The sequence below is a fragment of the Sorangium sp. So ce363 genome, assembly GCF_051520435.1.
GTDB classification, from domain to species: domain Bacteria; phylum Myxococcota_A; class Polyangia; order Polyangiales; family Polyangiaceae; genus Sorangium; species Sorangium cellulosum_B.
This window is the reverse complement of record NZ_CP150333.1, coordinates 11,434,932-11,449,116: the sequence shown is the minus strand read 5'-3', so window position 1 is coordinate 11,449,116 and position 14,185 is coordinate 11,434,932. Positions and strand designations below refer to the sequence as shown.

Below are 14,185 nucleotides of genomic sequence, written 5' to 3'. Positions count from 1 at the left end.
GTTCTTTCATGCTTGAGGATGTCTTCGTTTTTCCGATGAGCTTCTCCCAGGAGCGGCTGTGGTTTCTCGCCCAGCTCGATCCGGAGAGCGCTTCCTACAACCTGGCCACGGCCGTGCGGCTCACAGGAGCGCTCGAGGTCTCCGTGGTGGAGCGGTGCCTCTCCGAGATCGTGCGCCGGCACGAGATCCTGCGCACGACGTTCACGGTCGTCGACGGCGAGCCCGCCCAGGTGGTCCACCCCGACATGGCGCCGCGGCTCGGGCGCGTGGACCTCGGCGCCTTGCCGGCGGCGCAGCGGGATGCGGAGCTCGGGCGCCTCATCGAGCGCGAGGCGCGGCAGCCCTTCGACCTCGTGAGCGGTCCGCTCCTGCGGCTCACGCTCCTGCGGCTCGGACCGGAAGAACACGTCCTCCTCTGGGTGGTTCACCACATCGTCTTCGACGGGTGGTCCACAGGCCTGGTCCTGCGGGAGTTCGCCGCGCTGTATGCGGCGTTCGCCGAGGGCCGGCCCGCCCCGCTCGCCGACCTGCCGCTGCAGTACGCGGACTTCGCGCACTGGCAGCGCGAGCGCGTCAAGGGCGGCCTGCTCGAGGACCAGCTCGCCTACTGGACGCGGCAGCTCTCGGGGCAGCCCCCGCTGCTGGAGCTGCCCACGGATCGCCCCCGGCCCCCGGAGCAGCGCTACCGGGGCGCGCGGCGCTCCTTCCGGGTGCCCGGCGCGCTCGCCGCGGCGCTCGGCGCGCTCGCGCGGCGCGAGGAGACGACCCTGTACGCGGTGCTGATGGCCGCCTTCCAGGCCCTCCTCGCCCGCCACGCGGGGACGTTCGATATCAGCGTGGGCACGCCGGTGACGAACCGGAGCCGCGCTGAGCTGGAAGGGCTGGTCGGCTGCTTCGCCAACACCGTCGTGATCCGCGCCGATCTCTCGGGGGATCCGCCGTTCACGGCGCTGCTCGCCCGGGTCACGAGCGCCGTGCGAGAGGCGCAGACGCGCCAGGAGGTGCCGTTCGATCAGGTGGTGGAGGCCGTGAGCCCGGCCCGCGATCTGAGCCACGCGCCGCTCTGCCAGGCGATGTTCGCGCTCCAGCCGGCGGCCCGGCAGCCGCTCTCGATCACGGGCCTCGAGGTGCGCCTCCTCGACCTCGAGGTGGGCGGCGCCCAGTTCGATCTCTCGCTCGACATCGCGGCGGACGACGAGGGGCTGACGTGCGCGCTCGATTACGACACCGACCTGTTCGACGAGCGCACGACCGCGCGGATGGCCGACCATTTCCTGCGCCTCCTCGCGGGCGCGGCGGCGAGCCCGGGGACGCGCCTCTCGGAGCTGCCGATGCTCGCGCCCGAGGAGCAGCGGCAGGTGCTCGGGTGGCGGACGACAGGGGCGCCCCACCGGCCCCCGCGCGCCGTGCACCGGAGGGTCGAGGAGCAAGCGGCGCGCGCGCCCGAGGCGACGGCCGTCGTCCACGAGGGGCAGGAGATCACGTACGGCGAGCTCGATCGGCGGGCCAACCAGCTAGCGCAGCTGCTCCGGCGGCGCGGGGTGGGGCCGGAGGTCCGCGTGGGCCTCTGCCTGCCGCGCTCGATCGGGGCGATCGCCGCCTCGCTCGGCGTGCTGAAGGCGGGCGGCGCCTACGTCCCGCTCGACCCGAGCGACCCCCGGGAGCGGCTCGCCGCGAGGATCGACGGCGCCGGGATCCGCGTGGCGATCGCCCAGGGCGACGCCGAGCTGCCCCCCGGCGTGGAGGTGATCCGCCTCGACGCCGACTGGACGTGCGTGCGCGGTGAGCCCTCCGCGCCGCCGGCCGGGGAGCCGGCGCCCGAGCAGGCGGCGTGCGTCCTCGATCCCTCCGACGCGACGGGGGAGCCGAGGGGCGTCGTGATCCCGCACCGCGCGCTCGCGAGCGCCGTCGACGCCGCGGCGGCGGTCCAGGAGATCTCGCCAGGCGACCGGGTGCTGCAGCTCGCGCCGCTGACCTCCGGCGCGAGCGCCGAGGAGATCTTCCCGTGCCTCGCGCGCGGCGCGACGCTCGTGCTGCACGCCGAGGCGGCGCTCGAGTCCGCGGCCGGGTTCCTGGCGACGTGCGGCGCGCGGGGCGTAACCTCCGCGGTGCTGCCGACCCAGCGCTGGCACCGCCTCGTCGCGGCGCTCGGCGAGGGGCTGACCCTGCCGCCGTGCCTCCGGCAGATCGTCCTCACCGGCGAGGCGCCCTCGCCCGGGCGCGTGAGCGCGTGGCGGGCGTCGCCGGGGGCCGCGCGCGTTCGCCTGCTGGGCGCGTACGGTCCGATCGAGACCGCGGCGATCGCGGCGGTCGGCAACCTGGCGGCGGCGGATCCGCGCGAGGCGCGGGCGATCCCGATCGGCCGGCCGCTCTCGAGCGCGCGGGCGTACGTGCTCGACCCCGACGGTCAACCGGTGCCGGCCGGCGTCGTCGGAGAGCTCTACCTCGGCGGCCAGGGGCTCGCGCGCGGGTACTGGGCGCGCCCGGCGCTGACCGCGGAGCGCTTCGTCCCCGATCCCTTCGCGGAGGAGCCGGGAGCGCGGCTCTACCGGACGGGGAACCGGGCGCGGTGGCGGGCGGACGGACAGCTCGAGCTCGCCGGCCGCATGGACCACCCGGAGACGGTGCGCGGCTTCCGGATCGAGCCCGCGGAGCTCGAGGCGCGCCTGCTCGACCTGCCCGGCGTGCGCGACGCGGCCGTGGTCGTGCGGGAGGACCGGCCGGAGGCGCGGCGGCTCGTGGCGTACGTCGCGGCCGGCGCAGACGTGACGCCGGAGCAGATCCAGCGCGCGCTCAAGGAGCAGGTGCCGGACTACACGGTGCCCTCGGCGTTCGTGGTGCTTGCGGAGCTGCCCCGCACGCCGCGCGGCACGGTCGACCGGCGCGCGCTGCCGGCGCCCGTCGCGCCGAGCGGCGAGGCCGTGACGCCGCGCACCGAGGCCGAGGCGGCGCTCGCGGGGATCTGGGCGGAGCTCCTGGGACGGCGAGCCGTCGGGGTCCAGGAGAACTTCTTCGAGCTGGGCGGCGACTCGATCCTCGCGCTCCAGGTCGTCTCGCGCGCGCGGGCCGCGGGCCTCTCGCTCACGCCGCGACAGATCTTCCAGCAGCAGACGATCGCCGGCCTGGCCGCGGTGGCGACGTCGGCCTCGGCGCCGGTCGTGGAAGCGCCGCTCACGGGCGACGCGCCGCTCACGCCGATCCAGCGCTGGTTCTTCGAGCAGAGCGGGCCGAGCCCGCACCACTGGAACCAGACGGTGCTGCTCGAGCTGCGGCAGCGGGTCTCCGTCGAGGCGCTCACGGCCGCGGTCCAGGCGGTGATCGACCATCACGGCGCGCTGCGCCTGCGGTTCACGCGCGAGGCGGGCGGGTGGAGCCAGTATTTCGCGGACGCCGTCGCCGCGGAGGTCGCGCGGGTCGACCTGTCGCACCTCCCCGCCGAGGCGCAGCCCGCGGCGCTGGCCCGCGCGGCAGGGGAGCACCAGGCGCGCCTCCACCTGACCGAGGGGCCGCTCTTCCGCGCGGTGCTGTTCGATCTGGGCCCGGAGCGCCCCGGCCGCCTCCTGCTGATCGCCCACCACCTCGTCGTCGATGCCGTCTCGTGGCGGATCCTGATCGAGGATCTCCAGACCGCCTGCCGGCAGCACGAGGGCCGCGAGGAGATCCGGCTCCCGGACGAGATGGTCTCCTTCGGTGAATGGGCATGGCGCCTGGGCACGCACGCCCGGTCCGAGGCGGTGGCCCGGCAGGCGGACGCGTGGCTCGCCGCGAGCCGGCCGACGGCGGCGCTGCCCGCGGACGATCCGGCGGGCTCGTCGCTCGAAGCGGACACGGTCCATCGGACGCAGCTCCTCGGCGCCGAGGACACGCGCGCGCTGCTGCAAGCGGCGCCCGCGTACCGGATGCGCGTGGACGAGGTGCTGCTCGCGGCGTTCGCCGGAGCGCTCGCGCAGTGGACGGGTGATCCCGCCGTGCGCGTCGACCTGGAGGGACACGGTCGCGACGCGCTGGACGAGCTGGACCTCTCCCGGACGGTCGGGTGGTTCACGAGCATCTATCCCGTCCGGCTGGAGGTCCCGGCCGACGCGGCGCCCGAGCGCGCGCTCAAGGCGCTGAAGGAGCAGCTCCGCGCGGTCCCCCGGGGCGGCGCGGCGTACGGGGTGCTCCGGTACCTGGGCGAGGACGAGCGGGCGGCGCGCCTCCGGGAGCGCGCCGCGCCAGAGGTGCGCTTCAACTACCTCGGGCGGTGGGACGACCTCTTCGCGTCGAGCGCGCTGTTCGCGCACGCCGAGGGCGAGGTCGGGCGCGACCACGATCCGCGCGCGCCGCGGCGCCACGAGCTGGAGGTCGACGCGGCCATCGTCGGCGGGCGCCTCCGGGTGATGTGGAGCTACAGCGGGGCCCGCTACCGGCCCGAGACGATGGCGCGCCTCTTCGAGGACTTCGCGGCGCGCCTGCGCGCCCTGGTCGAGCACTGCCTCGCGCCGGGCAGCGGCGGCGCCACGCCGTCGGATTTCCCCCTGGCGCGGCTCGATCAGGCCAGCCTGGACCGGCTGCTCGGGCCCGGGCGCGACGTCGAGGACGTCTATCCCCTGAGCCCACTCCAGCAAGGGCTGCTCTTCCACAGCCTGTGGGAGCCCGGCTCGGGCGTCTACGTCCAGCAGGTCACGTGCACGCTGGACGGGGCGCTCGACGTCGACGCGTTCCGCCGGGCCTGGGAGGCCGTGATCGAGCACCACGGCGCCCTGCGCACCACCTTCGCGTGGGAGGGCGCCGACGAGCCGCTCCAGATCGTGCGGCGCGGCGCGGCCGTGGAGATCGAGGTCGAGGACCTCCGCGGCGCCGGGGACGAGGAGCAGCGGGCGCGCCTGTCGGCCCGTATCGAGAAGGATCGCGCGAGGGGCTTCGATCTGGCGCGGGGCCCGCTGACGCGCGTCTCGCTCCTGCGCCTCGGGGACCAGGTCCACCACGTGCTCTGGAGCCACCACCACCTCCTCCTCGACGGGTGGGCGGCGGCCCTCGTGCTGCGAGACGCCTTCTCCGCCTACGACGCCCTGCGCGCCGGCCGCGCGGTCGCGCTGTCGGCCCGGCGCCGCTACCGCGAGTACATCGCCTGGCTGCGCGAGCGGGACGCGAGCGCCGACGAGCCGTTCTGGCGAGGCGCGCTGTCGGGCTTCAGCGCGGCGACGCCGCTGCCGCTGGAGCGCCCGGCGCGCGAGGCGTCCGAGGCGTCGGCCGAGGGGAAGAGCGGTTACGGGGCGAAGTTCGTCTCGCTGTCGGAGCCGGCCACGGCGCGCCTGCAGCGCTTCGCGCAGCAGCACCACGTGACGTTGAGCACGCTCGTCCAGGCCGCGTGGGCGCTCCTGCTCAGCCGCGCTGCCCGGAGCGACGATGTGGTCTTCGGCGTCACGGTGGCCGGGCGATCGGCGCCGCTCGCCGGGATCGACGCCATGGCGGGGCTCTTCATCAACACGCTGCCCCTGCGCGTGGCGGTGCCGCAGGCCGCGACCGTCACAGGCTGGCTGCGCGATCTCCTGACGACGACCACCGAGCTCGGCCCGCACGAGCACACGCCGCTGTCCCAGACGCGGGCCTTCAGCGCGGTGCCCGCGGGACAACCGCTGTTCGAGAGCCTGCTGGTCTTCGAGAACTATCCCACCGATCCTCGGACCCTGCAGGGCTTGCCCGGGCTCGGGGTCCGCGACGTCGCGTTCACGGACCAGACCAACTACCCGCTCACCCTGCTCGCCCTGCCGGGAAATCGGCTCCAGCTCTGCCTGTCCTACGACAGGCAGCGGTTCGACGAGGAGACCGCCTCGCGCCTGCTCGACCTCGTCGAGGGGGCGCTCGGACAGCTCGTCCGCCGCCCCGAGGCGCGGGTCGGTGAGCTGTCGCTCCCCGGCGAGCTGGAGTCCCGGCGCGTCGTGACCGAGTGGAACGCGACCGAGAAGGCGTATCCGGGCGAGCGGCTCGTGCACGAGCTGTTCGAGGCGCAGGCCGAGCGGACCCCGGACGCGACGGCCGTGATCTTCGGCGAGCGGCGGCTGAGCTATCGAGAGCTCAACGTGCGCGCCAACCGCGTGGCCCACGCCCTGCGCCGCCGCGGCGTCGGGCCCGACGTGCTCGTGGCCATCGCCGCGGAGCGCTCGATCGAGCTGGTCGTCGGCCTCCTCGGCATCCTCAAGGCCGGCGGCGCCTACGTGCCCATCGACCCGGATTATCCGGCCGACCGCATCGCGTTCATGCTCGACGACGCGGCCGCCTCCGTCCTGCTCAGCCAGTGGCCCGTCGCCTCCCGCCTGCCGCCGCACCGCGCCGAGGTGCTCTGCCTCGACGCCGATCGCGCCAAGATCGACCGCGAGCCCGCGACCAACCCCGCTGTCGCGGTCTCGCCGGACAACCTCGCTTACACCATCTACACCTCGGGCTCGACCGGCCGGCCCAAGGGCGCCGGCAACAGCCACCGCGGCCTGCTCAACCGGCTGCAGTGGATGCAGGAGCGCTACGGGCTCACCCCGGATGATCGGGTGCTCCAGAAGACCCCCTTCAGCTTCGATGTCTCGGTCTGGGAGTTCTTCTGGCCCTTGATGACCGGCGCGGGCCTCGTCGTCGCCAGGCCCGGCGATCACCGCGACGGCGAGCGGCTCATCGAGCTCATCACACGCAACGCCGTCACCACCCTGCACTTCGTCCCACCCATGCTCCAGGCCTTCCTGGAGACGCCCGGCGCCGCGTCCTGCAGGTCGCTGCGCAGGGTGGTTTGCAGCGGCGAGGCGCTGCCGGCCGAGCTCGCGCGGCGGTGCTTCGAGCGGCTGCCCGACGCCGAGCTGCACAACCTCTATGGGCCCACCGAGGCGTCCATCGATGTGACCTACTGGGCCTGCCAGCGACAGGACACGTCGGCCTCGGTGCCCATCGGGACACCCATCGCCAACACCCAGATCTACCTGCTCGACCGCCATGGACAGCCCGTGCCGGTGGGCGTCGCCGGCGAGCTGTACATCGGCGGCGTCGGCCTCGCCCGCGGCTATCACCGGAGGCCCGCGCTCACCGCAGAGCGCTTCGTGCCCGATCCGTTCGGCGCCGCCCCCGGAGGCCGGCTCTACCGCACCGGCGATCTCGCGCGCCACCGGCCCGACGGCGCCATCGAGTTCCTCGGCCGCCTCGACCACCAGGTCAAGATCCGCGGCCTGCGCATCGAGCTTGGCGAGATCGAGGCGCGCCTGCTCCAGCACCCGGATGTGCAGGAAGCCATCGTGGTCGCGCGCGATGAGGCCCACGGCGGCAAGCGCCTCGTCGCCTACGTCGCCGGAAAGGGCGGCGCCGCGCCGGAGCCGGCGCCGCTGCAGGCCTGGCTCGCCGAAGCGCTGCCGGCCTACATGGTGCCCGCGCCGATCCTCGTGCTCGACCGGCTGCCGCTGTCGCCCAACGGCAAGGTCGACCGGCGCGCGCTGCCCGCGCCGGACGCCGCGGCGGCGGCGCGCCGCGCGTACGTCGCGCCGCGGACCGAGGCGGAGCGGATCCTCGCCGAGGTCTGGGCGGAGGTGCTGCACCGCGATCGGGTCGGGATCGAGGACAACTTCTTCGAGCTCGGCGGCGACTCGATCGTCACGTTGCAGGTCCTCTCGCGCGCCTTCCAGCGAGGGCTTCAGCTGACGCCAAAGCAGCTCTTCGAGAACCCCACCGTGGCCGAAGCCGCGGCCGTGGCGACCGTGGCCGCCGCGCCCATGCCGGCGCCGCCCGAGCCGCCGCGAGACCCCGAGACCCCTGACGCCGGCCTCTCCGCGGAAGAGTGGAGCGATCTCCTGGACGAGCTCCAAAGGTGAACCGTGTCTACCAAGCCTGATCCCTCTGCAAACATCGAAGGCGTCTATCCCCTCTCTCCCATGCAGGAGGGGATGCTGTTCCACACGCTGCTGCGCCCGTCCTCGGGCGTCTACCTCATGCAGAATCGCTATCGTATCGAGGGCGATCTGCAGCTCGACGCGTTCGTCAGGGGCTGGCGAGAGGTGGTGGCGCGACACGCGATCCTGCGCACCTCCTTCGTCTGGAGGAGCCAGAAGCGCCCGCTCCAGGTGGTCCACAAGACGGTCGAGCTGCCGTTCGAGGTGCTCGACTACCGGGGCCTCACCGGAGAGGCCCAGGAGGCGCGCCTCTCCGAGGTGCTCGGCGCCGAGCTCGATCAGGGGCTCGACTTCGGCAAGGCGCCGGTGATGCGCCTCCGCCTCGTCCGCCTGAGCGACAAGACCTATGAGCTCGTCCACAGCTTCCACCACATCCTCCTCGACGAGTGGTGCACGTCGCTCCTGATGATGGACTTCCTCGCTCACTACGAGGCGCTGGCCCGGGGCGAGGCGCCGCGCCCCGCGCCCGCGCGCCCCTACCGCGATTACATCGAGTGGCTCGGGCGAAAGGATCCTCAGGCCGGAGAGGCCTTCTGGCGGGACGCCCTCCAGGGCTTCTCCGCGCCGACGCCCCTCGGGTTCGAGGAGCGCTCCGCCCAGGCGGCGGCCGCGGATCACGCGCAGATCGACAGCCTCGTGATCCGGCTCGGCGCGGAGCCTTCGGCCGCGCTGCGCGCGCTCGTGCAGCGCCACCGCCTCACGCTCAACACGCTGGTGCAGGGCGCCTGGGCCCTGCTCCTCAGCCGCTACAGCGGCGAGCCCGAGGTGCTCTTCGGCGTCACCGTCGCCGGACGCCCGCCGGAGCTGCCAGGGGTCGAGTCCATCCTCGGCCTCTTCATCAACACGCTGCCGCTGCGCGTCCCGGTCCCCGCGGAGGAGCCGCTCCTGCCGTGGCTCGCCGCGCTCCTCGATCGGAACCTCAAGCTGCGGCAGCACGAGCACACGCCGCTCGTGGACATCCAGCGCTGGAGCGAGATCGAGCGGGGAAGGTCGCTGTTCCAGAGCCTCCTCGTGTTCGAGAACGCGCCGATCGACCCCGCGCTCCGCGAGGGGCGGATCGTCTTCCGGATCGCGGACTTCCGCGCCCGCGTCCACACGAACTACCCGCTCACGGTCATGTCGTGGCCCGGCGCCGAGCTGCCCCTCCAGCTCGTCTACGACCGGTCGCGCGTACGGCCCGAGCTCGCCGAGCGGCTGCTCGGGCACCTCCGCGCGCTCCTCGAGGCCATGGCGGCGCGGCCCGACGCGCGCCTCGGCGACCTGCCGCTCCTCACGCCGGCAGAGCGAGAGCAGGCGCTCGTGGCCTGGAACACGGCGCCCGCGGCCGAGGAGGATCTCTCGTCCTACGCCGCGCGCTTCCGCGCCCAGGTCGCCCGGACGCCGGACGCCGTCGCCGTGTCCTGCGCGGATCAGCGGCTGACGTACGCCGCGCTGAACCGCGACGCGAACCGCGCGGCGCACGCGCTGCGCGCGCGTGGCGCCGGCCCCGAGCAGCGGGTCGCGCTGCTCGACGACCGCGGCATCCCGCTGCTCACCATGATCCTCGCCGTGTTCAAGGCCGGCGGGGCCTACGTGCCGCTCGACCCCGCCTACCCGGCCGAGCGCGTGGCGCAGATCCTCGCGTCGAGCGAGCCCCGGGTCGTGCTGACCCGCGAGCGGCACCGCGAGGCTTTGGAAAGAGCCATTTCTTTGCTGCCCGGGCCGCGCCGGCCGGCGATCGCGATCCTCGAGGACGCCCTCGACAAGGCCTCTTCCGACGAGGACCCCGAGGAGCGCGGGGGGCCCGATCACCTCGCCTACGTCATCTACACGAGCGGCTCCACCGGGGTGCCCAAGGGCGCGATGGTCGAGCGGCGCGGGATGCTCAACAACATGCTGAGCAAGGTCCCGCGGCTCGGCCTCGCGGCGGGCGACGTCATCGCGCAGACGGCGTCGCCGTGCTTCGACATCTCGGTCTGGCAGTTCCTCACCGCCCTGCTCTTCGGCGGCACGGTCGACATCGTGCCCGACGAGATCACGCGCGATCCGGGCCGCCTGCTCGAGCACGTCGAGCGCCGGGGGATCGCCGTCATCGAGGTCGTCCCCGCCGTGCTCCAGGGCATGCTGGACGCGGCGCTCGAGCGCCCCGCGCCGCCGGGCCTCGAGCGGCTGCGCTGGGTCCTGCCGACCGGCGAGGCGCTCCCCGCCGCGCTCGCCCGGGCGTGGCTCGAGCGCTTCCCGGCGGTGCCCCTCATGAACGCCTACGGGCCCGCGGAGTGCTCGGACGACGTGGCGCTGCACGCGCTGACGGCGCCGCCCGCGGCGGACGACGCTCAGGTCCCGATCGGGCGGCCCGTGGACGGCCTCCGGCTCTACGTCCTCGATCGCCTGCTCGCCCCGTCGCCGGTCGGCGTGACCGGCGAGCTGTACGTGGGCGGCGTCGGCGTCGGGCGCGGCTACCTGGGCGACCCGGGCCGGACCGCCGCCGCGTTCCTCCCCGACCCCTTCAGCGAGGCGCCGGGGCGCCGGCTCTACCGGACCGGGGATCTCGGCCGCTACCGCGACGACGGCACGATCGAGTTCGCCGGCCGGCGCGACCACCAGGTCAAGCTGCGGGGCTACCGCATCGAGCTCGGCGAGATCGAGGCGCGGCTCGCCGAGCACCCCGACGTGAAGGAGGCCGTGGTGCTCGTCCGCGAGGACCGGCCGGGCGTGCGGCGGCTCGTCGCCTACGTGGCCGCCGCGAGCCCTGCGCCGGCCGCGGAGGCGCTGCGCGCGTGGCTCGCGGAGCGCCTGCCCGAGTACATGGTGCCGCCGGTCGTCGTGTCCCTGCCGGCGCTCCCCCGCACGGCGAACGGCAAGGTGGACCGGCGCGAGCTGCCCGTCCCCGAGTCCGGCGACGCGATCCGCCACGTGGCGCCGCGCACGGCCACCGAGGAGCTGCTCGCGGGGATCTGGGCCGAGGTGCTGGGCGTGGAGCGCGTCTCGGTGGAGGACTCGTTCTTCGACCTCGGCGGCCACTCGCTGCTGCTGACGCAGGTCCTCTCGCGCGTGCGCCGCGTGCTCGACGTCGAGCTGCCGCTCCGCGCGTTCTTCGAGACGCCGACGGTGGCCGCCCAGGCGCGCGCCGCGGAGGCGGCGCGGCGCGGCCCTCCGGCCCCGCCGGCGCCGCCGCTCCTCCCGCAGCCGCAGGGCGGCCCGTCGCCGCTCTCGTTCGCGCAGGAGCGCCTCTGGTTCATCGCGCAGCTCGAGGAGACCGCGGCGTCCTACAACGTCCCGGCGGCCGTGCGCCTGCTCGGGCCGCTCGACGTGGCCCGGCTCGAGCGCAGCTTCGCCGCGGTCGTCCGCCGCCACGAGTCCCTGCGCGCCACGTTCGCGGAGCGCGACGGCCACGCGGAGGCGCTCGTCCACGCCGAGCGGCCGGTGGCGCTCTCGTTCGTGGATCTCGGCGCCGCGCCGGAGGAGGCGCGCGAGGCCGAAGCGCGGCGCCTGCTCGAGGAGCAGGCCCGCCAGCCCTTCGACCTGACCGGCGGGCCGCTGCTCCGGATCGCGCTCGTGCGCCTCCGCGAGCGCGAGCACCTCCTGCTCGTCGTCCTCCATCACATCGTGTCGGACGGCTGGTCCATGAACGTCCTCGTCGGCGAGGTGACCGAGCTCTACGCCGCCGACGCCGAGGGGCGCGCCGCCGCGCTCCCGCCGCTCCCGATCCAGTACGCCGACTACGCCCGGTGGCAGCGCGGGTGGCTCACGGGGGCGGTGCTCGATCAGCACCTCGCCTACTTCCGGCAGCGGCTCGGCACGGAGCCGCCGGTCCTGCGGCTGCCCACCGATCGGCCGCGCCCCGCCGCGCGATCGTACCGCGGCGCCCGCCACAACTTCGCGCTCCCGCGCGAGCTGTCGGCCGCGCTGTCCGCGCTCGCGCGCGGCCAGGGGGTCACGTCGTTCATGCTGCTCCTGGCCGCGTTCCAGGCGCTGGTCGCGCGCAGGAGCGGCCAGACGGACCTGTGCATCGGGACGCCGATCGCGGGCCGCACGCGCGTCGAGATCGAGGGGCTCATCGGGCTCTTCGCCAACACGCTCGTGCTGCGGGCGGACCTCGGCGGCGACCCGCGCTTCGCCGATCTCCTCTCGCAGGCGCGCGAGGAGGTGCTGGCCGCGCAGGCGCACCAGGATCTGCCGTTCGAGCAGCTCGTGAAGGCGCTCCGGCCGGCGCGGGATCTCGGCAGCACCCCGCTCTTCCAGGTGATGTTCTCGCTCCAGGAGGCCGCGCGGCGCGCGCGCCCGCTCGACGGCCTCGAGATCCTGCCCGTCGAGGTGGATCCGGGCAGCGCCCAGTTCGACCTCTCGCTCCACATGGTGACCGCGCCGGAGGGGCTGCGCGGCTCGTTCGAGTACAGCACCGAGCTCTTCGAGGAGCGCACCATCCGCCGCATGGCGGACGACCTCCGCGCGCTCCTGGAGGCGATCGTCGCGCGGCCGACCGCGCGGCTCAGCGAGCTGCCGCTGCCGGAGCCGCCGGCACCGGCGCTGACCGAGCAGCCCGAGGCAGCGCCGCCCGGGGAGGTGGGCCTCGAGCTCGAGGCGGCGCCGCCGTCCGGCGCGGGAGAAGCGCGCCCGGCCGCGGCGCACGACGTCGCGGCCATCGAGGCGCAGCTCGCCGAGATCTGGGCGGCGGTCCTGGGTCGCGAGCGCGTTGACCGCGACGACAACTTCTTCGAGCTGGGGGGCGACTCGATCCTGAGCCTGCAGGTCGTCTCGCGCGCGAAGCAGGCGGGCCTCCGCCTGACCGCCCGCCAGATGTTCCAGCACCAGACCCTCGCGGCGCTGGCCGCCGCGGCGGGCCTCTCCACGGGCGCCGCTGCGGCGCCGGACGAGGAGGAGCCGGCGGGGGGCGACGTGCCGCTGACGCCGATCCAGCGGCGGTACTTCGCGCGCGACCTGCCGAACCCGCACCACTGGAACCAGGCGCTGCTGCTCACGGTCGCCGAGCCGCTCGTGTGGCCGGCGCTGGAAGCGGCGGTGCAGGCGCTCCTGCGCCACCACGGCGCGCTGCGGCTGCGCTTCGTGCCCGGAGAGCGCGGCGTCCGCCAGACGCTCGCGCCGTTCAACGAGCCCGCCGCGGTCGTGCACCGGGTGGACCTCGCCCGGGTGCCCGAGGCCGAGCAGCCGAGGGAGATCGAGGCGCACGCGACCCGGTGGCAGGCGAGCCTCGACCTCGCGGACGGGCCGCTGCTGCGCGTGGTCAGCTTCGATCTCGGCGCCGGCAGGCCGGGGCGGCTGCTCCTGATCGCGCACCACCTCGTCGTCGACGGCGTGTCATGGCGGGTCCTCCTCGAGGATCTGGAGGCCGCTTACGATCAGGCCCGCCGCGGGGCGCCGGCGCAGCTGCCCGACAGGACCACCTCGTTCGCGCGGTGGGCGGAGCGCCTCGACGCCGCGGCGCAGGACGCCGCGCTCGAGGAAGAGGCGGCCTTCTGGCTCGGTCTGCCGTGGGATCGCCTCGCGCCGCTGCCGGTCGACGATCCGGCGGGGGACCGCGCGGAGACGGCCATGGCGACGCTCAAGGTGGGGCTGAGCGGGGTGGAGACGCGGTCGCTGCTGGAGGCGGTGTCGGAGGCGTACCGGACGCGCATCGACGAGTTCCTCCTGGCCGGGCTCGCGCTGGCCCTCGCCCGGTGGACCGGCCGCGCGCTCGCGGGCATCGAGGTCGAGGGCCACGGGCGCGAGGCGCTCGACGGCGACGACCTGGATCTATCGCGCACGGTCGGCTGGTTCACGAGCGTCTACCCGGTGCTGCTCGAGGTCGCGCCCGACGCGGCGCCGGGCGCCGTGCTCAAGACGGTGAAGGAGCAGCTCCGCCGCGTCCCGCGGCGCGGCCTCCCCTACGGCGCGGTGCGGGAGCTCGGGAGGGGGGCGATCGCCGACCGGCTGCGCCGCCTGCCGGCGCTCGGCGTCGGGTTCAACTACCTCGGGCAGTGGGACCAGGTGGTGGGCGCCGGCGCGCGGTTCTCCCTGGCCGAGGAGCCGCCCGGCACCGAGCACGACCCGCGCAGCCCGCTCGCGTACGAGATCGAGATCGACGCGGCCGTGTACGACGGCCGCCTCGAGGCGACCTTCCGCTACAGCGCCGCGCGGTACCGGCAGGCGACGATCGCGGCGGTCAGCGCGCGGTGGCGCGACGCGCTGAGAGAGCTGATCGCGCACTGCCTTTCACCCGAAGCCGGCGGCTACACGCCGTCGGACTTCACCGATGTCGCGCTCGCGCCGGACGAGCTGGACTCCATCCTCGAACGACTGGACTGAGC

2 protein-coding genes are annotated in these 14,185 nt (G+C 74.7%); both read left to right on the top strand.

Features of this window, described 5'->3' with window-relative positions; all coding sequences use genetic code 11:
* The first annotated feature begins 8 nt into the window (after positions 1-8).
* Positions 9-7,823 (top strand): amino acid adenylation domain-containing protein, encoded by a 7,815-nt coding sequence (locus WMF12_RS43090; protein WP_437854522.1) that lies wholly within the window; start codon positions 9-11, stop codon positions 7,821-7,823.
* A 3-nt stretch (positions 7,824-7,826) separates the two neighbouring features.
* Positions 7,827-14,183: an amino acid adenylation domain-containing protein gene (locus WMF12_RS43085; RefSeq protein ID WP_437854520.1), complete on the top strand. Its 6,357-nt coding sequence runs from the start codon at positions 7,827-7,829 to the stop codon at positions 14,181-14,183.
* Positions 14,184-14,185: the final 2 nt, after the last annotated feature.